Source organism: Pseudomonas sp. G11, from assembly GCF_029457515.1.
In the GTDB taxonomy this organism is placed as follows: domain Bacteria; phylum Pseudomonadota; class Gammaproteobacteria; order Pseudomonadales; family Pseudomonadaceae; genus Aquipseudomonas; species Aquipseudomonas gorinensis.
This window is the reverse complement of sequence record NZ_CP120377.1, coordinates 5,163,716-5,185,033: the sequence shown is the minus strand read 5'-3', so window position 1 is coordinate 5,185,033 and position 21,318 is coordinate 5,163,716. Positions and strand designations below refer to the sequence as shown.

Annotated in this window: 17 protein-coding genes and 2 pseudogenes; 16 read left to right on the top strand and 3 right to left on the bottom strand. The window is 61.6% G+C overall.

All coding sequences use genetic code 11. The features are described 5' to 3' along the window. Nucleotides 1–255 precede the first annotated feature (255 nt). From P2T68_RS23700 to P2T68_RS23640, 13 genes and pseudogenes are all read left to right on the top strand, one after another. Nucleotides 256–3,153 carry a PAS domain S-box protein gene (locus tag P2T68_RS23700; protein WP_277378370.1) on the top strand — a complete coding sequence of 966 codons (2,898 nt, stop codon included), beginning with the start codon at nt 256–258 and terminating at the stop codon, nt 3,151–3,153. Then, a complete protein-coding gene (locus P2T68_RS23695) occupies nt 3,153–3,782 on the top strand; it encodes a response regulator transcription factor (protein WP_024074636.1) in 630 nt (209 codons plus the stop codon). Before P2T68_RS23700 ends, P2T68_RS23695 begins: the two co-directional genes overlap by 1 nt. A 163-nt stretch (nt 3,783–3,945) precedes the next feature. Next, nucleotides 3,946–5,130 carry a methyl-accepting chemotaxis protein gene (locus tag P2T68_RS23690; RefSeq protein ID WP_277378369.1) on the top strand — a complete coding sequence of 395 codons (1,185 nt, stop codon included), beginning with the start codon at nt 3,946–3,948 and terminating at the stop codon, nt 5,128–5,130. Nucleotides 5,131–5,143: 13 nt separating this feature from the next. Continuing rightward, nucleotides 5,144–5,512, top strand: a complete 369-nt coding sequence (locus P2T68_RS23685) for a response regulator (protein WP_024074638.1) — start codon at nt 5,144–5,146, stop codon at nt 5,510–5,512. A 33-nt stretch (nt 5,513–5,545) separates the two neighbouring features. Next, the gene (locus tag P2T68_RS23680) at nt 5,546–5,863 is read left to right on the top strand and encodes an STAS domain-containing protein (RefSeq protein ID WP_102624675.1); all 318 of its coding nucleotides are present in this window, start codon (nt 5,546–5,548) and stop codon (nt 5,861–5,863) included. A gap of 4 nt (nt 5,864–5,867) precedes the next feature. Further along, nucleotides 5,868–8,018, top strand: coding sequence for a chemotaxis protein CheA (locus P2T68_RS23675; RefSeq protein ID WP_277378368.1), 2,151 nt, complete (start codon nt 5,868–5,870; stop codon nt 8,016–8,018). Continuing rightward, a pseudogene (locus tag P2T68_RS23670) lies at nt 8,015–9,337 on the top strand (MCP four helix bundle domain-containing protein); the annotation flags it as partial. The gene P2T68_RS23675 and the pseudogene P2T68_RS23670, both read left to right, overlap by 4 nt. A gap of 87 nt (nt 9,338–9,424) precedes the next feature. Continuing rightward, nucleotides 9,425–10,339: pseudogene (locus tag P2T68_RS23665) on the top strand (methyl-accepting chemotaxis protein); the annotation flags it as partial. Nucleotides 10,340–10,462: 123 nt separating this feature from the next. After that, entirely contained in the window at nt 10,463–10,975 is a 513-nt protein-coding gene (locus tag P2T68_RS23660) for a chemotaxis protein CheW (protein WP_193690450.1), read from the top strand. Nucleotides 10,976–11,030: 55 nt separating this feature from the next. Further along, a complete protein-coding gene (locus P2T68_RS23655; RefSeq protein ID WP_069075672.1) occupies nt 11,031–11,555 on the top strand; it encodes a chemotaxis protein CheW in 525 nt (174 codons plus the stop codon). Nucleotides 11,556–11,576: 21 nt separating this feature from the next. Next, complete coding sequence (locus P2T68_RS23650) at nt 11,577–12,380, top strand: protein-glutamate O-methyltransferase CheR (protein ID WP_024074644.1); 804 nt, start codon at nt 11,577–11,579, stop codon at nt 12,378–12,380. Further along, nucleotides 12,373–12,885, top strand: coding sequence for a chemotaxis protein CheD (locus tag P2T68_RS23645; RefSeq protein ID WP_024074645.1), 513 nt, complete (start codon nt 12,373–12,375; stop codon nt 12,883–12,885). Before P2T68_RS23650 ends, P2T68_RS23645 begins: the two co-directional genes overlap by 8 nt. Beyond that, nucleotides 12,882–13,952 (top strand): chemotaxis response regulator protein-glutamate methylesterase, encoded by a 1,071-nt coding sequence (locus P2T68_RS23640; RefSeq protein ID WP_024074646.1) that lies wholly within the window; start codon nt 12,882–12,884, stop codon nt 13,950–13,952. Before P2T68_RS23645 ends, P2T68_RS23640 begins: the two co-directional genes overlap by 4 nt. An 88-nt stretch (nt 13,953–14,040) precedes the next feature. Here P2T68_RS23640 and P2T68_RS23635 read toward each other — a convergent pair whose 3' ends face one another. Beyond that, nucleotides 14,041–15,663 (bottom strand): acyl-CoA synthetase, encoded by a 1,623-nt coding sequence (locus P2T68_RS23635; RefSeq protein WP_024074647.1) that lies wholly within the window; start codon nt 15,661–15,663, stop codon nt 14,041–14,043. A 239-nt stretch (nt 15,664–15,902) separates the two neighbouring features. On the opposite strand from P2T68_RS23635, the gene P2T68_RS23630 reads away from it, so the two are divergent. Both P2T68_RS23630 and P2T68_RS23625 read left to right on the top strand, forming a co-directional pair. Then, nucleotides 15,903–17,747, top strand: coding sequence for a PAS domain S-box protein (locus P2T68_RS23630; RefSeq protein WP_277378366.1), 1,845 nt, complete (start codon nt 15,903–15,905; stop codon nt 17,745–17,747). Nucleotides 17,748–17,751: 4 nt separating this feature from the next. Beyond that, nucleotides 17,752–18,387, top strand: a complete 636-nt coding sequence (locus tag P2T68_RS23625; RefSeq protein ID WP_150293575.1) for a response regulator transcription factor — start codon at nt 17,752–17,754, stop codon at nt 18,385–18,387. 6 nt (nt 18,388–18,393) lie between these two features. Here P2T68_RS23625 and P2T68_RS23620 read toward each other — a convergent pair whose 3' ends face one another. Together P2T68_RS23620 and P2T68_RS23615 are read right to left on the bottom strand one after the other, a co-directional pair. Then, nucleotides 18,394–19,008: a TetR/AcrR family transcriptional regulator gene (locus P2T68_RS23620; protein ID WP_024074650.1), complete on the bottom strand. Its 615-nt coding sequence runs from the start codon at nt 19,006–19,008 to the stop codon at nt 18,394–18,396. Beyond that, on the bottom strand, nt 19,001–19,852 hold the full coding sequence (locus tag P2T68_RS23615) for a 3-hydroxybutyryl-CoA dehydrogenase (protein ID WP_024074651.1): 852 nt from the start codon (nt 19,850–19,852) through the stop codon (nt 19,001–19,003). Before P2T68_RS23615 ends, P2T68_RS23620 begins: the two co-directional genes overlap by 8 nt. A 162-nt stretch (nt 19,853–20,014) precedes the next feature. On the opposite strand from P2T68_RS23615, the gene P2T68_RS23610 reads away from it, so the two are divergent. Next, nucleotides 20,015–21,037 (top strand): AraC family transcriptional regulator, encoded by a 1,023-nt coding sequence (locus P2T68_RS23610; protein ID WP_024074652.1) that lies wholly within the window; start codon nt 20,015–20,017, stop codon nt 21,035–21,037. The last annotated feature ends 281 nt before the right edge of the window (nt 21,038–21,318 follow it).

Here is a 21,318-nt window from a genome sequence, read left to right as displayed (position 1 = left end):
ATGGTTATCAACGCGTACCACGGGTAGCCCCCTGTCGTTATTTTTGATCTTGAGCTACCCTTCAGATAAGGATTACAAAGTATTTCGGAAAAGCTCCAGGCGTCACCACACAAATGCTCCAGCCTGCGGTAGGCCGACTGGTCGGTGTAGGCCAGGCAAGTCGGTGGCGTGATAGTCCATCCAGTCATTGCTGAGTGTTTTACCGCAGGAAGCACAGGGAAGAATCATTCGCGAAGGACGGGCAAAGGAGCTGCAGTGGCTGACGATGAAATGCTGCAAACCCTCGAGAGCGTGCTCGCCTGCCTGTCAGGTGCTGTGGTCGCGCTGGATCGAGCTGCTCGGGTGGTCGCAGGCAATCCCGCGTTCTCACATCTGCAAATCCAGAACGGCGTTCGCCCCGCCACGGGCTGCGAATTTATCTCCCTCCTGCAGTCCGAAGACCATGGGTTGTTTTACGCTGCCCTGGAAAAGGCGGCGGGGAAAACGCGCGCGGTTTTCGCGGCGTTGAGCCGGGTGTCGTGCGGGTTGGACATCTCGCTCACGGTATGGCGCGACGATTATTTTATTGTCGAGGTCATTGCCCGCCAGGCGCCATCGCCCCTGCAATCGAGTACCGAAAGCTTCTCGGACATTCCGCTCAGGTCCATTTTCGATTCCTCGGGTACCGGCCTGGCGCTGGTGGCGCTGGACGGTCGTTGGCTACGGGCCAATGGCGTCATCTGCACGCTGCTGGGCTATAGCGAGGCGCAACTGCAAGCCACCACGTTCATGGCGCTGACCCACCCCGAGGACCGCGAGGTCGGCAAGCAGTTGATCGACGAACTCAAGCGCGGTGCAAGGCCAGGCGCTACGTTGCATAAACGCTATATCCATCGCGACGGGCGCGTGGTGTGGGTCAGGTTGACCGTGGGCCTGGTACGGGATGATCAAGGCCAGCCGGTCTGCTTCGTGTCCCAACTGGAGGACATCACCGAGAATTGGCAGCTTCGCGAAACCTTGATGGGCAGCGAACTCAAATTTCTCACCCTCGCGGAAAACTCACCCAACATCATTGTTCGCTACGACCGCAATCTGTTACGCACTTACGTCAACCCGACCTTTCTGCTCTTGACCGGCCGGTCTTATGACGAGTCGATAGGCGTCAGCCCTGGCGAGGGCGCAGGTCACTATCTCAACCAGCTGCGTCATGTGGTTGCGACGGGGGAAACGGCGCAATTCCTCGACAGCTGGACCTTCGAGGGCAGTACCGAGTATGTCAGTTGTGCGGTCAGCCTGATGGCCGAGCGCAGTCATACCGGTGAGGTGATCGGCGTGCTGGCGCTGGCCCACGACATTACCGAGCTGCGCAAGCAACAGGTCCTGGAAGACGCGCGCCTGGGGATTTTCGAAAAAATGGCGACCGGCGGGGCTCTGGAGGAGACGCTGGCGTTGCTGGTGGGCTATTTGCAAATGGCCTTGCCCCATCGGTCCTGCGGGGTACGGCTGGCAGAGCCGCTCGGCATCGGACTGGCGACGTACAAGGCCTCTGCTGGACTGGCGGCATCCAGTCCTGCTGCTGGCTGGTCCGAACCGATCGTCGACAAACAAGGGCGCGTCCTGGGCATTTTCGAGTTGTCCCTGTCTCCCGGCGACGAGCCGGATGAGAGCGATATCCTGCGCGTACGCCAGACGTGTCACATCGCGGCGATCGCCATCGAACGCTGGCAGTCGGAGTCGTTACTCCGGGAGCGCGAGCGTCGTTACCGGGACATTTTCGACCACACCCTGGACATGCTGTGCCTGCTGGAAATGACCTCGGTCGGTGACCTGCGTTGCGTCGAGGTCAACCCTGCGTTGTTGCGCGCGCTGGGCAAAGCGCATGGCGAGGTGATCGATGAGAGCCTGGCGTCGATCTTTGGTCGGTTGAGCGCGCAAAAAATCCAGGCGCTTTGTGAGCAATGCACGGTCGTCGGACGCGTGATCGAGTCGGATGAGGGCATGGTGCTGCGTGACGAAGTTCGTCAACTGCACTTGACCCTGGTGCCGGTAGCGGACTCGGCCCGGGTGGCTCCGCGGATCCTGGTGATCAGTCGCGACATTACCCTGTTGGCCAGGGCTCGGCAGAAAGAACTCGAACGCCAGCACGACATCAACGCCCTGGTTGAAAACAGCCCGGACGCTATCGTGCGCGTGAGTGCGCATGGCCAAGTGCTGTACGTCAATGCGCAGCTGAAAAAATGGGTGGGCGGGGCGTGGCCGGAACTGATCGGAATGCCCATGGATGCGGTGGCCCCCCTGAACAACCAGGCTCAGCTGTTTCGCGAATTGGTGGCTCAGGTGATCCAGCAGAATAAAGCGACGGAGCAGGAGTTTCTCCTCTCGGGGTTGAAGGCCGCGCCCAAAGTCGTGCTGATCCACTTTGTGCCGGAGGTCGACGGCCAGCGGGTAGTCAGCGTGCTGGCGGTGGGGCGCGACATTTCCAAGCTGCGTGCTGCCGAGCGGCGGCTGGCCAATTCGAATGCACAGTTGCGTGATCTGTCGACCCGCCGCGAAACGGCGCGTGAAGAGGAGCGCAAACTGATCGCCAGGGAAATCCATGACGAACTGGGCCAGCACCTGACCGCACTGCGCATGGGCATATCGCTGTTGAGGTTTCAGTTCGGTGCCAGCACGCCCGAACTTACCCCGCAGGTCGAACGGCTGATGGTACTGACCGATAAGACCATCCAGGTCGTACGGGATGTCTCCACCAGCCTGCGACCGTCTGCGCTGAACCTGGGGCTGGTCTCCGGCCTGGAATGGCTGACAACCGAGTTTGTCACCCTGACCCGGGTTCCTTGCACGTTGCACCTGCCTTCGATTCCCCTGACGCTCCCCGATACCCATATCACCGCAGCGTTTCGCATCGTGCAGGAATCGTTGACCAATATCGCTCGCTACGCCGAAGCGACACAGGTCAGCGTCACCCTGAGCCCGCAGGAAACTCACTGGCTGCTGGAGGTCCAGGATAACGGCAAGGGGTTTGACCCGGATGCCGTTGGCCGCAAGACCTTAGGGTTGGCCGGGATGCGTGAGCGTGGCCTGATGCTGGGCGGCAAAGTGATTATTTTCAGCCATCCCGGACACGGCACTACGGTGCAAGCGTTCATTCCGATGCACAAGGATACGTACTGATGATTCGCATGCTGATTGCCGATGACCACACCATCATGCGCGAAGGGCTCAAGCAGTTGTTCATGCTGGTCGCCGACGTCCAGGTGGTGGCCGAAGCCGAGAGTGGTACCCAAGTGATCGAGCTGTTGCGCCAGGTCGAGATCGACCTGCTGCTGCTCGACATGAACATGCCGGGTATCAGTGGCGAGATCCTGATTGCCCGGCTGCATACCCAGTACCCGGATCTGCCGATCCTGGTGTTGAGCATGCATAACGAGATTCACATCGCGCAACGCGCACTGCGCGCCGGTGCGCTCGGCTACCTCACCAAGGACCGCGACCCCGAGACGCTGTTGGCTGCCATGCGTCGCGTGGCCAGTGGTCAACGCTACCTGGACCCCAACCTGGCCGAGCAGATTGCCCTGCAGAGCAGTGGCTTGAAGCAACACACCTACGTGGAAAGCCTGTCCGATCGCGAGTTCCAGATCCTGCGCTTGCTGGCGCATGGCATGAGCGTCAACCAGATTGCCGAGCAGTTGGTCATCAGCAACAAGACCGTCAGCACCCACAAGACGCGGCTCATGGAAAAGATGGGTTTCAGCTCCACCGCAGACATTGTGCGCTTCGCCATGACCTTGGGTATTTCGTGATCAACCCCCGCGGGTAGGGATTTTCCTACCCGGACTCCCGGTATCCCTACCCCAGAATAGGGATGGTCCGATGGCAGCAGTGCCATTATTGGGCCAGCATCTGTCTCAGGCAATCGAACAGCCGATCAACCGGCGACGAGATGCTTTGAATGGGAGACAGACCGTGAGCGAACAGACCACCCCGCCTTCGACCGCTTTGACGCTGTTTCCCGTGGCTTTGGCCGGTCTGCTCGGTGGCCTGGCAGTTGCCTACAGCAATGGCTTCAGTGCGTGGTCAGTGGGCGTGGCGAGTCTGTTGTTGGCGCTGTGCATCGGCCTGGGCTTTTGGGCGAACCGGGGCTACCAGGTCCAGTGGGCCCGCCTGCGCCAGCAGCTCGATCAGCCGGCAGTGGCCTCGGCGGCGTTGGCCGTCGATAACGGCCTGGCAGACGTGTGCCTGAGCGTGCTTCCGATCTGGTCGCGGCAGATAGAAGCGGCTCGAGCCATCAGCGAAACCTCCATCCTCAAGCTCAGCGAACGTTTCGGCACGCTGTCCTCGAACATCAGCCACAGCGTGGCCAGCAATGGCGGGCAAGACGCCTCCCAACAATTGGTCGACTTGCTGGAAGTCGGCCAGCAGGACCTCAACTCCATCGTGGTGGCCCTGCGCACCGCGCTGTCGAATAAAGAGAGCGAACTCAAGGAAGTCATGCAGCTCTCGGGTTTCACCGAGCAACTTCAGCAGATGGCCAAGTTCGTCGGTGACATCGCCAGTCAAACCAACCTGCTGGCCCTCAATGCGGCCATCGAAGCGGCGCGAGCCGGTGAGGCCGGGCGAGGTTTTGCGGTAGTCGCCGATGAGGTGCGCAAGTTGTCGAGCATGTCCGGCGAAACCGGGCGCAAGATCAGTGAAACCGTGATCACCGTCAACGCTGCTATTGCCCGTACGGTGCAGATGTCCCGCCACCACGCCGAGCAAGACACCGTGACCCTCGCCGATTCGGAGCGCGTGGTCTCTCAGGTCATCGAACATTTTCGCGCTACCGCCCAGACCCTCGTACGCAACAGCCATGACTTGCAGCAGCAGAGTACCGGCGTCGCCGACGAGATTGCCCAGGTGCTGGTCGCCTTGCAGTTCCAGGATCGCGTCAGCCAGATGTTGACCCTGATTACCGGCGACCTGGGCAAGCTGCAGCAGCAACTGGACGAGCGCCAAGCGTCGAGCCTGAGTGGGCATGCGCTCCCTCCGATGCGCAGTGACCGTTGGCTGCAAGAGCTTTCAACGGCTTACACGATGCCGGAGCAGCACGCCATTCATGACGGTCAGCCGCACGCCAAGGCCGAGGCCAACGAAATCACCTTTTTCTAGAGGAGTTTTTCCGATGAGCAAAACCATTCTGATCGTCGACGACTCGGCCTCCATCCGGCAGGTGGTGAGCATCACGCTCAAAGGCGCCGGTTATGACGTCATCGAAGGCTGTGATGGCAAAGACGCACTGAGCAAGCTGGACGGCCGCAAAATCCACCTGATTGTCAGTGATGTGAACATGCCCAACATGGACGGCTTGAGTTTCGTCAAGGCCGCCAAGCTGCTGCCGGCCTACAAGTTCACGCCGGTCATCATGCTGACCACCGAGGCCGGTGATGCGATGAAGCAGCAAGGCCAGGCTTCCGGTGCCAAGGCGTGGATGGTCAAGCCCTTTCAGCCCGCACAAATGCTTACCGCCGTCTCCAAGTTGATCCTGCCATAGCGATGACCAGCGACTGCTGGCCAGGAGGTCTCCATGAAAAGCCCCACCCCGATGCTCCGTCGTATCCAGGTCATGGAAGGCCCCCTGACGATCTACACGGCGACTGAACAAAAAGACGTGTTGTTGTCGTTGTTTCCCCTGGCCCATGAGGTCGAGTTGGACTTGTCCAATGTCGACGAACTGGACAGCGCCGGCTTGCAACTGTTGATCCTCATCAAGCGCGAGTCGCTCAAAGAGGGCACGCAGTTGTTGCTGAGCAACCCCAGCCCGACGGTGACCGAAGCGATACGGCTCAGCGGCCTTGACGACTACTTCACCAATGCCTCTTTCCCCCTGTCGGTCGGAGCATGATCGTATGGCCCAGCCCATGAACATGGATGACGTGCTGCAGACTTTCATTGCCGAGAGTCGCGAACTGCTGTTGCAGATGGAAGATGCGCTGCTACAGATCGAGAAGTCGCCGCAGGACCTGGACACCATCAACGGCCTGTTCCGCGTCGCCCACACCATCAAAGGCTCGGCCGGCTTGTTTGGCTTGATGCCCATCGTTGAGTTCACCCATGTCGCCGAAAGCGTCCTGGATCGGGTACGCAGCCTGGAAGTGCGGGTCGACGAGGCGTTGAGTGCGTTGTTCCTCGACGCCCGTGACCATATCGGCCAATTGATCGACCTGCTGGCCGAGGATGGCAACCTCGATCGATTGGACGAACCGTTGCAGGTCCAGGGCCAACGCCTGGGTGAGCGGCTTGCCCTGTACCTGGACGGCTCGGTCGCGACCGCTTCGCCCACCCCTAAAGGGGAGCCGTCGTCGACGGATGAGCAAGGGGCAAGTCCTGGCCACTGGCATTTGTCCCTGCGCTTTGGCCCGGATGTCCTGCGCAATGGCATGGACCCCTTGGCGTTCCTGCGCTACCTGAGCACGTTGGGGCGCTTGCTGCATACCGTCAGCCTGTTCGACGCGTTGCCGCCCCTGGCGTCCATGGACCCGGAAACCAACTACCTGGGGTTTGAACTCGCGCTGGCCAGCGACGCTTCCCGTGAGGTTATCGACGGCGCCTTTGATTTTGTGCGCGACGACGCGATCGTGCAGATCCTCGCACCCCACGCCACTGTCCAAGCCTGCCGCGCGCACATCGATGCATTGCCGGAAGACAACGCTGCGTTGCTCGAGCTGCTGGTGCGTTGCGGCACCTTGACTGAGCCCCAGGCCGTGCTCGTCGCTCAGGAGGGCGAGCACGCAGCGGCCGAGACGCGCGACGAGCCTGATGCAACACAGGACTCGAACACGCCGGTGATCAAGGCCGGCAAGAGTGCAGCGAGTCATGAAAGCAACCTGATTCGGGTCGATGCCGGCAAGCTGGATCAACTGATCAACCTGGTCGGCGAGCTGATCATCGCCGGCGCCGGAGCCAACCTGGTGGCGGTGCGTAGCGGGATTGGCGAGATGATCGAGGCCACCAGCCTGTTGTCGCGGTTGGTGGAGGAGGTCCGTGACTCGGCATTGACATTACGCATGGTGCAGATCGGCGCGACGTTCACGCGTTTCCAGCGTGTGGTGCGGGACGTATCCAAAGAGCTGGGCAAGGACATCGTGCTGCACATCGGCGGTGGCGAGACCGAGCTGGACAAGACGGTTGTCGAGCGTATCGGCGACCCGCTGACGCACCTGGTGCGCAATGCCATGGACCATGGCATCGAACCCGCGTCCACGCGCCTGCAACGTGGCAAGCCGGCCCAGGGCACGGTGCGCCTGAACGCCTATCACGAATCCGGCAGCATCGTGATCGAGGTGTCGGACGACGGCGGTGGCCTGGCCAAGGACAAAATCCTCGCCAAGGCCCGCGAGCGTGGCCTGGTGGGCGAAGGCCAGCAACCCGCGGACAAAGACATTCTGAATCTGATTTTCGAGCCGGGCTTTTCCACCGCCGACCAGGTCAGCAACCTGTCCGGGCGCGGCGTGGGCATGGACGTGGTGAAGCGCAATATCACTGCTTTGCGCGGCAGCGTGAGCCTCGAGAGCGAAGAAGGGCAGGGCACCACGGTGCGCATTCGCCTGCCGCTGACGCTGGCAATCATCGACGGTTTCCTGATCGGGGTGGGCAAGGCTTCCTATGTCATCCCGCTGAACATGGTCGAGGAGTGCATCGAGCTGGCGCCGGAGCAATCGGCAGGCACCGGCTACCTGGACCTCAGGGGCGATGTGCTGCCGATCTTGCGCCTGCGGGACATGTTTGATGTGCAAGAACCTGGAGGTAACCGAGAAAACGTGGTCGTCGTGCAATACGCAGGCCTGCGTGCCGGCCTGGTGGTCGATCGCTTGCAGGGGGAGTTTCAGACCGTGATCAAACCATTGGGCAAAGTGTTTGGTGAGGCCCATGGACTGGGCGGGTTCACGATCCTTGGCAGTGGAGCCGTCGCCCTGATTCTGGATATACCCAATCTGTTAGGACTCGTTGCCAAGGACGCCACCCACCGTTCGATCCCAAGTCCTTTATCGACTCAATGAAGCGTCACCAGGAGTTCCTCGCCATGACCGTTATCAGAAACATCATGTTGTTGGTTTTCACGGCCGTACTGGGTGTTGTCGTGTTGGGCGGCACCAGCTTTTACCTGACCGATAAAATCAATACGAGCGCCAGTTATGCCAATGCCAATACGGTCCCCAGCTTGCTGGACATCGACCGTGTCGCCGCGGCCTTCACCGACCTTCATGCCTTGCAATGGCAGCATTTGAACGATCCCGAGAAAAATGTCGTGCCGAGTTACGCCGAGAGCGTGGCCCAGCGTTTCAGTGCCATTGCCAAAGCCCTGGATCACTATCAGACCGAGTTGATCTCCGACGACCATGACACCGCACTGTTGAAGCAACTGCGTGGTCGCCTGGAGGAGTTCGCCAGCTTGCAGGCGCATTTCGACAAGTTCATCGACAGCGGTGATCAAGCCTCGGCCCGCGCCTTGATCGAGGCGAGCCAGCCCTTGCAAAACGCGGTGTTGACGGCGGTCAGTGACCTGCGCGAATACAACCTGGAACTGGGGCGCAAGGGCCAACTGCTCGCGACCGCCACCGAGAAGAATGCACGCTACATCATCCTGTTGGTGAGTGGCCTGACGCTGTTGGCAACCCTGCTGATCGGTGGGTTGCTGGGGCGTAGCCTGATGCGCCAGCTCGGTGCCGAGCCGTCGGTGGTTCGAGCCTTCGCTGCACGTTTGTCCGCCGGCGAGCTGACGGCAAAGGCAACGCTGCGCCAGGGTGACACCACCAGCCTGATGGCGAGCATGCAGCAGTTGGGCGCGAGCCTGCATGAATTGATCGAGCAGATGGACCGTATGTCCAGTGAGCACGACAAGGGTGACATTGACGTGCAGATCGATGCTGGCCGCTTTCATGGCAGTTATCGCTCCATGGCCCAGGGCATCAACGATATGGTCAACGGCCACATCGCGGTCAAGAAAAAAGCCATGGCCTGTATCCGTTCGTTCGGCGAAGGCGATCTGTCGGCACCCCTCGAGCGCTTCCCAGGCAAAAAAGCCTTTATCAACGAAAACATCGAGCTGTTGCGCACCACTATCCTGGCGCTGATCAATGAAATGCAACACATGTCCAGCGAGCACGAAAAAGGTGACATCGACGTCATGATCGATGTGGATCGCTTCTCGGGCTCGTACCGTGATATCGGCCAGGGTATCAATGACATGGTCAGCGGCCATATCAGCGTGAAGAAAAAGGCCATGGCCTGTATCCGTTCGTTCGGCGAAGGCGATCTGTCGGCGCCGCTTGAGCGGTTCCCAGGCAAAAAAGCCTTTATCAACGAAAACATCGAGCAACTGCGGGCTAACGTCCAGGCACTGATCGAAGACACCCGCCAGATCAGTGACAGCGCGCTGATCGGCAAGCTGGACACGCGCCCTGACGTGACACGGCATCAGGGTGACTTCCGCCGCATCATCCTCGGCATCAATGGTTCGCTGGATGCGATCATTGTGCCGATTACCGAAGCCATGGAGGTGTTGTCGGCGATTTCCGGCGGCGACCTGACCCGTAGCATCAACGGCGACTATCAAGGCAAGTTCCTGGAGCTCAAGCACTCCGTCAACGGCACCGTGGAAAAACTCTCGGAAATCATCGCCGAAGTGCGCGGCTCGGCGGACTCGCTGTCCAGTGCCTCGGAAGAGATCTCCGCGACGGCCCAGAGCATGGCTCAATCGGCGTCCGAACAGGCCGCATCGGTGGAACAGACCTCGGCATCGATGGAGCAAATGTCGGCGTCCATTGCCCAGAACACCGAGAATGCCAAGGTGACCGATGGCATGGCGGGCAAAGCCAACAAGGAAGCGTCCGAAGGCGGTCGAGCCGTCAAGGATACCGTGGCAGCGATGAAGACCATCGCCGAGAAAATCGGCATCGTCGATTCCATTGCCTACCAGACCAATCTGTTGGCGCTCAACGCCGCCATCGAAGCCGCGCGTGCTGGCGAGCATGGCAAGGGGTTCGCAGTGGTGGCGGCAGAAGTGCGCAAACTGGCCGAGCGCAGCCAGATTGCCGCGCAGGAAATCGGTGAAGTGGCCAAGAACAGCGTGGCCTTGGCTGAACGCGCGGGCAACCTGCTGGACGAGATCGTGCCGTCGATCGCCAAGACGTCGGACCTGGTGCAGGAAATTGCAGCCGCCTCCGAAGAGCAATCCATCGGCTCCGAGCAAATCAACAGCGCGATGTCGCAGATGAGCCAACTGACCCAGCAAAACGCGTCGGCTTCCGAGGAACTGGCTGCGACGGCCGAGGAGATGAGCGGCCAGGCCGAGCAGTTGCAGGAACTGATGGGCTTTTTCACCGTACAGACCAAGCGCGCCGGGCGGACGGTCTCGATGCCCGCCACCAGCCGTGCGACGTTCACCCATGATCAGGACAGCCATTCAGAGAGCGGTGGTTTCGTCCGCTTCGGGAGTTGACCCATGAGTGCCTCAGCCGTTATGTCGGGCACTTTCGAGCCACCACTGCAAGCCGAGGAACCCTTGCAGTACCTGACCTTCCTGGCGGCCCAGGAGATGTATGCGGTCAACACCCTGAGTGTTCGCGAAATCATCGAATACAACCAGGTGACCAGCGTGCCGTTGATGCCGGCGTTCCTGCGCGGGGTCATCAACCTTCGCGGTTCGGTGGTGCCGGTGGTGGACCTCAAGGCCCGGTTTGGCCAGGGGACGACGGTCTTGGGCAGCCGCACGTGCATTGTCATCCTGGAGGCGGCGAAGGAGGGCGAGTCCCAGGTCCTGGGGGTGGTGGTGGACTCGGTCAGCGAAGTGATCGAGATACTCGATGCGGATATCAAGCCCGCCCCCGCCTTCGGTAATCACATTCGCACCGACTTCATCCGGGGGATGACCAAGGTGCGAGGCGACTTTGTCACGCTGCTGCAAATTGAGCATGTTTTGTGTGTCGATGAGATGGCCGGCTTGATGAAAGTGTGACGCGAACGGCCGCGCCCCCAGGCGCAGGCGGACAGTAACTGATCCGAGGTGAATCATGGCGCTATCCATCGAAAATCCAGGCAATGCCACGGCCTCGAGCCCAGGCCAGTACCTCACCTTTGAGCTGGGGGAGGAGATGTTCGCCGTCGGCACGCTCAACGTACGAGAGATCATCGAGTATGGGCCGATCACCAGCGTGCCCTTGTTGCCCCCCAGCATTCGCGGGGTGATCAACCTACGAGGCGCCGCGGTACCCATACTGGACCTGGGGGTGCGCTTTCGCGGCGAACGCACCGTACAGACCTCAAGGACCTGCTTTGTGATCCTGGAGGTGCAGACCAATGCCGTGCGCAAGCCGGTGGGCATCATTGTGGATGCGGTCAGCGAAGTGCTCGAGATCGCCGGGCAGGACATCGAACCCTCGCTGAACTTCGGTACCGACGTCAGGGCTGATTTCTTGTTGGGCATCGGCAAGCTGGAGAGCGGTTTCGTGCTGTTGCTGGATGTCGGTCGGGTGCTGTCCCTGGAGCAGGTCGATGCACTGGCGAACCTTGAGTCTTCGCTGCCTGCGACCGTCTGATTCTTTCTTGGAAACGTCCTTATGAACGTGATTCTGTCCGACGCCGAGTTTCAGCAATTTCGCAATCTCATTCATCAGATCGCGGGCATCAGCCTGTCCGATGCGAAGAAACAGTTAGTGAGCGCTCGGCTGGCCAAGCGCCTGCAAGTGTTCAAGCTCACGAACTACGGCGCTTACTACAAGGTGCTGATGCAGGACAGTGCAGAACTGCAGGTGGCGATCGACATGCTGACCACCAACGAAACCTATTTCTTCCGCGAGCCCAAGCATTTTGATTTCCTGCGCGATGTGGCGCTGCCCGAACTGCGCGGCAGCGGGCCGTTGCGCGTATGGAGTGGCGCGTGCTCGACCGGGGAGGAGCCCTATACGCTGGCGATGGTCCTGGCGGACAACCTCGCCGGTCGGCCCTGGGAAATTGTCGCGTCGGACATCAGCAGCCGGGTATTGGACAAGGCCCGTCTGGGGCGCTACCCCCTGGACGGGACGCGCGGGATTCCCGAAGCACTGCTGCATAAATATTGCCTCAAGGGTGTCGGTACCAACCACGGGTGTTTCATGGTCGAACCGGCGCTGGCGTCGCGGATCGACTTCCAGGCGATCAATTTGAATAACCCGTTGCCGAAACTGGGGATGTTTGACGTCATCTTCCTGCGCAACGTGATGATCTATTTTGACAACGACACCAAAGTGCAGGTCGTCAAGCGGCTGGTCAGCCACCTCAAGCCGGGTGGGTATTTCATTGTCAGTCACTCGGAGAGCCTCAATGGCATCACCGATGAGCTGCGGCTGGTCAAGCCTTCCATCTATCGGAGGCCACATGCCTGATTCCCGCGAGGTGTTCCTGAATCCCGGCGAGTGGTTTTTCGGCGCTGGCTCGATTCGGCTACGAACCGTGCTGGGGTCGTGTGTGGCCCTGGTGTTCTGGCATCCCCGGCACTTGCTGGGCGGCATGTGCCACTACCTGCTGCCGCAGCGCGCGGTGGCCAAGCCTGGTGTGCTGGACGGGCGCTACGGCAATGAGGCACTCGAATTGTTGCTCGCACGGATACACGCGAGCAAGGTCCGGCCTGCCGAGTTCAGGATCAATGTCTACGGTGGTGGGGACATGTTTCCCGGGCTTGCGCGTGCGGATAACCACTACGTCGGGCAACGCAATGTCGAGCAAGCCAGGCGCCTGCTCGACCTGCACCAGTTGCCTTGCCACAACTTCCACGTGGAAGGCGTGGGGTATCGCACCGTGGTGCTCGATCTTGCCACTGGCAACATTGAACTCAACTACCTGGCCCTGCAACGACCCCCCGGCAGACCCCATGGAGAGCGTACGACATGAGCCTTATCAAAGTGCTGATCATTGACGACTCCGCCGTGGTTCGCCAGGTACTGACGGCGACCCTGGGACAAGACCCCGCTATTGAAGTGATTGGCGCAGCCGCGGACCCGGTGTTCGCCATGGAAAAAATGAACAAGCAATGGCCGGATGTCATTGTGCTGGACGTCGAGATGCCACGGATGGACGGCATTACGTTCCTCAAGAAATTGATGGCCGAACACCCCACGCCGGTGGTCATCTGCTCCACATTGACCGAGAAGGGCGCGGCCACCACCATGCAGGCACTGGCTGCCGGCGCGGTGAGTATCGTGACCAAGCCACAACTCAATTTGCGCCAGTTTCTGACCGACAGCGCCGATGAACTGGCCGGTGCTGTCAAGGCCGCAGCCCGGGCCAACATGAAGCGGATGGTGCCGTCCGGGGAGCGGGTCCCCGTCAGGTTGAATGCCGACGCCATACTGCCTGGGAGCACTCAGGCGATGGCGCGCACCACCGAAAACATCGTTGCCATCGGAACGTCCACGGGAGGGACGCAAGCGTTGGAGCTGGTGTTGACCGCCTTGCCCAGGGTCTGCCCAGGCATTGTGATCGTGCAGCACATGCCTGAACACTTCACGGCGGCGTTTGCCGAGCGCCTCAACCGACTGTGCGAGATCGAGGTCAGAGAAGCCAGGCATGGCGACCGGGTCATGCCCGGTTGTGCGTTGATTGCACCCGGTGGCCGGCACATGTTGCTCAAGCGCAGTGGTGCCCAATACCAGGTAGAAATTGTCGACGGGCCTCCCGTCAGTCGGCATCGCCCTTCGGTGGATGTGCTGTTTCGCTCGGTTGCCCGCAGTGCGGGAGGCAACGCCCTGGGCATCATCATGACGGGCATGGGGGACGATGGCGCCCGCGGCTTGAAGGAAATGCACGACAACGGTGCCCGCACCCTCGGCCAGGATGAACAGTCCTGTGTGGTGTACGGCATGCCCAAGGAGGCCTTCAAGCTGGGGGCCGTGGAGCGTGAGCTGCCCCTTGAGCATATTGCGGCGGCGATTTTGCAGTCGACGCATCAGCGTCGCTGAGGCTTCGGTCCGTGTGTGAGGGGCGGCAGGACACCCTGCGCCCCAGGCTCAAAGACTCGCGTTTCGACAATGTGGTCTGGGGTTCGGGCTAGAGCTTTTTCGCCATGTCCCTTAACACGAACTTCTGGATCTTGCCGGTCGAGGTCTTCGGCAACTGCGTGAACACCACCGTGCGCGGGACCTTGAAGCCCGCCAGGTGTTCTCGGCAGAAACTGATGATCTCGGCTTCGCGGACGTGGGGGTGGTCGGCCTTGAGGGTGATGAAGGCACAGGGCGTTTCACCCCATTTCTCATCGGGGCGGGCGACGACGGCTGCTTCCATGACGGCCGGGTGGCGGTACAGCACACCTTCGAGTTCGATGGTGGAGATATTCTCGCCGCCGGAAATGATGATGTCCTTGAGCCGGTCGCGGATTTCCACATAGCCGTCGGGGTGGGTCACCGCCAGGTCGCCGGTGTGGAACCAGCCGCCTTCGAACGCTTCGGCGGTGGCGGTCGGGTTCTTCAGGTAGCCCTTCATCACGGTATTGCCGCGCATGAAAATCTCACCGATGGTCTGGCCATCATGGGGCGTGGGTTCAAGGGTTTTCGGGTCGGCGACCATCACGCCTTCCAGGGTCGGGTAGCGCACACCTTGGCGTGCCTTGATCTGCGCCCGTTCTTCCAGGGGCAGGGCATCCCATTCGGCGTGCCAGGCGCAGAGGGTCACCGGGCCATAGACTTCGGTCAGGCCATAGACGTGGATGACCTTGATGCCCATTTCTTCCACGGCACCGATCACCTTGGCCGGTGGAGCGGCGCCGGCGACCATGGCGTTCACCGGGTGGTCGATGGCGGCCTTGGCCGAGTCCGGCATATTCACCAGCGCGTTGAGCACAATCGGCGCACCGCACAAGTGGGTGACCTGGTGCTCGCGGATCAGATTGAGGATTTTCTGCGGATCGACTCGGCGCAGGAACACATGCACCCCGGCCAAGGCCGTGATGATCCACGGGTAGCACCAGCCGTTGCAGTGGAACATCGGCAGGGTCCACAGGTATACGGGGTGGTTGCCGATCGCCCAGATCATCTGGTTGCCCAGGGAGTTGAGATAGGCGCCGCGGTGGTGATAGACCACGCCCTTGGGGTTGCCGGTGGTCCCCGAGGTGTAGTTCAGCGAAATGGCCTGCCATTCATCCTCCGGCCACTGCCAGGCGTAGTCCGGATCGCCTTCGGCCAGGAAGGCCTCGTAGTCCAGTTCGCTGACCGGCTGGCCTTCGCCGTATTCCGGGTCGTCGACGTCGATCACCAGCGGCGGATGGTCCAGCATGCCAATGGCGGCATGCACCACGTCATGGAACTCGCGGTCGGCGATCAGTACCTTGGCTTCGCCGTGGGCCAGCATGAACGCGATAGCCTCGGCATCCAGGCGCACATTGAGTGCATTGAGGACCGCGCCAATCATGGGCACGCCGAAATGCGCTTCGAGCATGGCCGGGATATTGGGCAGCATGACGGCCACCGTGTCGTTTTTGCCAATCCCGCGACCAGCCAGGGCAGACGCCAGGCGTCGGCAGCGACGATAGGTTTGCGCCCAGGTGGCGCGCACCGATCCGTGGATCACGGCAGGGTAGTCGGGATAGACGCTGGCGGTGCGTTCGATGAAACTCAACGGCGAGAGGGCGATGTGATTGACGCTGGTCGGCGCGAGGCCTTGCTCGTAAATGGACATGGTGCAAATACCCGGTGGCTGATTATTAGCTCTATTGGTCGAGGTGCTGGTGCTGGCCGCTCGGCGGACAACGCTGGCCTTGAGGCTTTAGCGTAGGCAAGCCGGCCCCAGCAGGAAAAGCGCGGTGACTTCTCCGGCCGCTTTTATATACTGTTCGCACGGATATATGGAAGTACTACCTGAGTTGTATAGTATATCTACTATATTTCGCTCACCGGCTTTCCCTCTGCATAGGTTCGATGATGATAGGCAACTCTGTGCGCGTGCCGCGCTGCTCGCCGCTGCTCGATCATGACCCGCAGCCGAGCCTCCTGTTGGACGCCCAGGCCCGGCCGCTGGAACTCAATGCGGCGCTGCGGGTATTGCTCGAGCAATTGTCCCTGGCCGAGTGCGAAAGCCTGTTGCCGGTCAATTACGTGTCGCTCGTCCAGGCGTGCCTGGGGCAGGCGCGGGCGATCGAAAATGTCGAGGCGCAGTTCGCCGACCGCATCCTGGTGTGGACCTTTATTCCCGACCCTGGGGGCAATCGCGTACTGGCCCGTTGCCGGGACGCCAGTGCGCAGATTGCCGCCGAGCGCGAATCGGTCAAGGCCAGGCGCTTGTACCGGCTGATCATCGAAAACACCACCGACCTGATTTCCCGGCACACGCCCGACGGCTGTTTTCTCGATGCCTCGCCGGCGTCCTGGGCCTTGCTGGGGTATTGGCCGGGGGAGTTGCGTGGGCGCCCGGCGCAACGCCTGTTTCACCGCCAGGGCTTGGCCAAGCTGGCGCGTCGCGCCCGTGAGGGCCTGGAGCAGGACGGTTACTACACGATGACCTATCGCATCCGCCATCGTCAGGGGCATTACCTGTGGTTCGAGACGGCCTGCCGGGCAATCCGCGAGACCTACACGGGGGCGGTGGTGGAGGTGGTCAGCGTGTCCCGCGATATCACGGCCAGGGTCCAGGCCGAGGAAACCACCCGGCGCCTGGCCGAGGTGGTGGAGGCCCACACCGACCCCGTGTTGTTTATCCAGCCCGGCGGGGCCGTGACCTATCTCAACCCTGCCGCTCGACGCATCCTGGGGTTGCTTGAATCGCCGCAGATGCCGAGCCTGGCGCAGTTTCTCGGCAGCGAGGTCCTGGCCTGCCTGCACCGCGAAGGCTGGAGTAATGCGGAACGCCATGGCCGCTGGAGCCTCGACACGCGCCTGCAACCGCTGGGTGGGGCGGTGACGGTGCCCGTGGTGCTGATGTTGCTGGCGCATCGCTCTGCCAGCGGCGAGCGTTTTTATTCCCTGGTGGTTCGCGACCTCACTGAACGGGAGTTGCGCGAGGCTCAACAGCGTCATCACCAGGATGAACTGGCCCACACCGCGCGCCTGGTGACCCTGGGGGAACTGGCGTCGGGCATTGCCCATGAAATGAACCAGCCCCTGGCGGCCGTGGTGAACTACGCCAACGCCAGCCAGCGTTACCTGAGTGCCCTGGGCAGCGACTCCCCGGCGGCCGAACGGGTGGCGCAGGGCCTGGAGCGGATCTCCGTGCATGCCAACCATGCCGCGCAAGTGATCAAGCGCCTGCGCGCATTCCTGCGCAAGGGCCGACGGCGCATGGAGGCGTTGAACCCCCGGGAGGTGGCCCGCGAAGCGGTACGCCTGTGCGCCTGGGAGGCCGGCGATTGCCAGGTGACGATCGAGGATCGCCTGCCGGATAATCTGCCGCTGATCTACGCCGACCGCGTGCTGCTGGAGCAGGTGCTGTTGAACCTGCTGCGCAATGCCATCGAGGCGAATCGCGAAGCCCATCCCGGCCGGCCCTCGCGCCTGGTCATCGGCGCCGTGGCGCAGCGTGACGGCTGGGTGCAGATCGACGTCAGCGACCAGGGCCCCGGTGTATCACCGGCCCAACTGGAGCAGATATTTACCCCGTTCTACACCAGCAAGGCCAATGGCCTGGGCCTGGGCTTGTCCATGAGTCGCAGCATCATCGAAGGTTTCGGTGGCGAGTTGCAGGCTGTGCCGATGTCGGCAGGCCTGCAAATGTGCTGTCGCTTGCCGGCACATGCCCAGGGCGGTGCAACACAACAACAACAGGAATGAAGGCATGGTCAGCGTGACGGAACAGGTGGTGTATGTGGTGGATGACGACCAGGGGATGCTCGACTCGACCGTCTGGTTGCTGGAGTCGGTGGGCCTCAAGGCGCTGCCGTTTACCAGTGGCCGCGACTTTCTTGAGGCCTGCGACAGCCGCCTCAATGCCTGCGTGCTGCTGGATGTGCGCATGCCCGGCATGGGCGGCCTGAATGTCCAGGAGCACATGCGCAGCCGAGACTTGCACCTGCCGGTTATTTTCGTCAGTGGCCACGCCGACGTGCCGATCGTAGTCCGTGCCTTCAAGGCCGGTGCCCATGACTTTATCGAAAAGCCCTACAACGAACAGTTGCTGCTGGACAGCGTGCAGCAAGCCCTGAGCAAAGCCGATCAGCGCCACAGCCTGGGCGAGGGGCCTGCGCGGGTCCAGGCGCGCCTGCAACAACTGACGCCACGGGAGCGCGATGTGTTGCTCCCGCTGGTGCAGGGCTACACCAACCGGGAAATCGCCGAGCAGTTGGGTGTCAGCGTCAAGACCATCGATCTGTATCGCGCACGGGTGATGAAACGCATGGCGGCCAGTCATTTACCGGAGCTGGTGGGCATGGCGATTGCCGCCGGCCTGGTCGACCCCCTGCACCTGCGCTGAGGCGGCTCAGGCCACGGCAACCTGCAGGCTCGGCCGCTCACTGGGCCTTGTCGCCAGCATGCGCTCGATGGCACCGGTGAGCAGGTTCTCCAGCAGTTCGGTGCGTTCCGCCTCATCCAGCGCCTGATCGGCCAGCCAGCTCGGCGCGTTGTTCAGCAGCGTGGCGATGGCGTGGCCAGCGGCTTGCAGGGCTTGGGCACTCAGGCGCCGCGGCCGGCCGAGCATCTGCAACAGTCGGCGTTCGTATTGTTCGCGCAACTGCCGCACCCGCAGTTGCTGGTCTTGCGTGAGACAACCGCTGTCACGCTCCACCAGGCGGAAATGCCAGGGCATCTCTTCATGCAGCCTCAGGTGCGCGTGGATCAGCCGTTGCAGATTGTCCTGGCGCGAGCGTGGCCGCTGCTCGACGCGCCCCAGGGTGGTCAGCAGTTCTTCGTAGAACTCTTCGATCAGGTCCAGCAGCAGATGCTGCTTGCTGGGATAGTGGTGATACAGCGAGCCTGGGGTGAGCCCCAGGCTGCTCGCCAGCTCGCGCATGCCGACTTGACCGAAGCCTTTGCTGGCCAGCAGTTCCAGGGCCTTGTTGCGGTGTTCGCACAGGCGCGAGCGATATTCAGCCATAGCTATGGAAGCCGCGCCCGGTCTTGCGCCCCAGGTAACCGGCGGCGACCATCTCCCGCAGCAGCGGGGCGCTGCGGTATTTGCTGTCCTGGAAGCCGTCGTAGAAGGCCTCCAGGATCGCCAGCAAGGTATCCAGGCCGATCAGGTCGGCCAGTGCCAGCGGGCCGATCGGCTGGTTGCAGCCCAGGCACATGCCGGCGTCGATGTCTTCGGCGCTGGCCAGGCCCTCCTGGAGCACCAGGATCGCTTCGTTGATCATCGGCACCAGGATGCGGTTGACCACAAAGCCTGGGCGATTGCCGGCGGTGATCGCGGTTTTGCCCAGGTACTGGGCCAGCTCGATGGCCTGGGCGTGGGTCGCGTCACTGGTCTGCAGGCCCCGGATCACTTCGATCAGGCCCATCACCGGTACCGGGTTGAAAAAATGCAGGCCGATAAAGCGCTCGGGGGCGTTGACGCTCGCTGCCAGTTCGGTGATGGACAGCGACGAGGTATTGGAGGCAATCACGCACCGCTCATCGACGTGCGCGGCGATCTGTTGCAACACGCGTCGTTTCAGCTCGAGGTTTTCCGTGGCGGCCTCGATCACCCATTGCACAGGCGCCAGGCTGGTGTAGTCGGTGCTGGTGCGGATCTTGTCCAGGGCGGCGTGCTTCTGCGACTCGCTGAGCAGTCCCTTGCTGACCTGGCGATCAAGGTTCTTGCCCACCGTGGCCAGGGCTTTTTCCAGGGCACCGGCGCAGATGTCCAGCAAGGTCACGTTAATGCCGGCCACTGCGCAGACCTGGGCGATGCCGTTACCCATGGTGCCCGCGCCGATTATGCCGATAGTCTGCAAATTCATCGTCAGTCTCTCTTCTCAAGGTGCGCTGCCTTTGCAGGGCAGGCACGCCTTGCAATACGGAGCATTGGGCGAGAGTCTAGGGCCCGACAATGTGGCGGCCTATGCCGTAACCTGTCAGTTGTATTGGCGTTTCTTACCATGTTCACGCTACAGGACCCCAGAATGATGCCCACGCGGGAAAAGGATTCGGTTGCCGTCTACTTCGTGCAGGTCATGATCCATGCGCTGCGCGACCAGCCTGAGCGGCAGGCCGCGGTGCTGGCCGAAGCGGGCATTGCGCCGGCGCTGCTGAATCAGCCCGAGGCCCGGGTGCCGGCCAGTGCGTTTGCGGCGTTATGGCTGATCCAGATTCGCGAGTTGAACGACGAGTTCTTCCGGCTCGACTCCCATGGCATGCCGCCGGGCAGTTTCGCCCTGATCTGCCGGGGGCTGATCCAGGAACCGAACCTGGGCAAGGCACTCACCCAGTGCCTGGCCAGTTTCTCCCTGTTCCTGCGCGATTTTCGCGGCAGCCTCAGCGTGCAGGGCAAGCGCGCGGTGCTGCGCCTGGAGGCCGGCGGCGGCGATGACGACACCCGTCGTTATGGCGAAGAAACCTTTCTGGTGCTGATGATCAGCCTGCTGTGCTGGTTGGGTGGCCGACGCGTGCCCATCGATCGCGCCGATTTCCGCCATGCCCGTCCGCCCCAGAGCGACGACCTGTTGCTGTGGGGCTACAACCTGACGTTTGGCGCCGAGCGCACCGAAATCGAATTTGCCAGCAGCTACCTGCACCTGGCCGTGGTCCAGGACCTGGCTTCGCTCAAGGTGTTCCTGCGCAGCGCGCCGCAATGGCTGGTGATCCGCTTTCGCAACCCACATGGCGTCTCGACCCAGGTGTACCAGCGCCTGCGTGGCAGTCATTACAGCCAATGGCCGGCCCTGGAGGACTTGGCGGTGGACTTGCACATGAGCCCCAGTACCTTGCGCCGACGCCTGGAGCGCGAGGGCTGTTCGTTTCAGGAGATCAAGGATGAAGTCCGGCGCAGCATGGCGCTGGAGCTGCTGTGCCAGACACGGGCCAGCATTGGTGAAATCGCCGCGCACAGTGGTTTCCAGGAGCCCAGCGCGTTTCATCGGGCCTTCAAGAAGTGGACCGGTGAAAGCCCTGGCCGTTACCGCGACCGCGTCCAGGGCAAGCCCTAATGCCATTCAGTCAGGGCTTTTTTGTAGGAGCGAGCTTGCTCGCGAAGAACTCACAGGCGCCGCGTTCATTCAGGAAGCACGCGTTATCGTTGACGTTTTTCGCGAGCAAGCTCGCTCCTACAAACAAGCCTTAACTGAATGAGCCCGCTCCCCACCGTTACAGTGTTCCTCCTTCAGTGAGAGTGTCCGTTTACGTCAGTTTTTCGACGGATTTGGTAATTGCCAGGGCGCACTCGCTCAACGCTCAATAGCGCTATGTGCTGCGGGCTCCGCAGTACACC

Excerpts from the sequence above, each read along its gene's own strand:
- P2T68_RS23675 (WP_277378368.1), top strand. The coding sequence starts at position 5,868 with ATGGCCCAGCCCATGAACATGGATGACGTGCTGCAGACTTTCATTGCC.
- P2T68_RS23630 (WP_277378366.1), top strand. The coding sequence starts at position 15,903 with ATGATGATAGGCAACTCTGTGCGCGTGCCGCGCTGCTCGCCGCTGCTC.
- P2T68_RS23655 (WP_069075672.1), top strand. The coding sequence starts at position 11,031 with ATGGCGCTATCCATCGAAAATCCAGGCAATGCCACGGCCTCGAGCCCA.
- P2T68_RS23640 (WP_024074646.1), top strand. The coding sequence starts at position 12,882 with ATGAGCCTTATCAAAGTGCTGATCATTGACGACTCCGCCGTGGTTCGC.
- P2T68_RS23680 (WP_102624675.1), top strand. The coding sequence starts at position 5,546 with ATGAAAAGCCCCACCCCGATGCTCCGTCGTATCCAGGTCATGGAAGGC.
- P2T68_RS23610 (WP_024074652.1), top strand. The coding sequence starts at position 20,015 with ATGATGCCCACGCGGGAAAAGGATTCGGTTGCCGTCTACTTCGTGCAG.
- P2T68_RS23615 (WP_024074651.1), bottom strand. The coding sequence starts at position 19,852 with ATGAATTTGCAGACTATCGGCATAATCGGCGCGGGCACCATGGGTAAC.
- P2T68_RS23625 (WP_150293575.1), top strand. The coding sequence starts at position 17,752 with ATGGTCAGCGTGACGGAACAGGTGGTGTATGTGGTGGATGACGACCAG.
- P2T68_RS23620 (WP_024074650.1), bottom strand. The coding sequence starts at position 19,008 with ATGGCTGAATATCGCTCGCGCCTGTGCGAACACCGCAACAAGGCCCTG.
- P2T68_RS23635 (WP_024074647.1), bottom strand. The coding sequence starts at position 15,663 with ATGTCCATTTACGAGCAAGGCCTCGCGCCGACCAGCGTCAATCACATC.
- P2T68_RS23650 (WP_024074644.1), top strand. The coding sequence starts at position 11,577 with ATGAACGTGATTCTGTCCGACGCCGAGTTTCAGCAATTTCGCAATCTC.
- P2T68_RS23695 (WP_024074636.1), top strand. The coding sequence starts at position 3,153 with ATGATTCGCATGCTGATTGCCGATGACCACACCATCATGCGCGAAGGG.
- P2T68_RS23645 (WP_024074645.1), top strand. The coding sequence starts at position 12,373 with ATGCCTGATTCCCGCGAGGTGTTCCTGAATCCCGGCGAGTGGTTTTTC.
- P2T68_RS23660 (WP_193690450.1), top strand. The coding sequence starts at position 10,463 with ATGAGTGCCTCAGCCGTTATGTCGGGCACTTTCGAGCCACCACTGCAA.
- P2T68_RS23685 (WP_024074638.1), top strand. The coding sequence starts at position 5,144 with ATGAGCAAAACCATTCTGATCGTCGACGACTCGGCCTCCATCCGGCAG.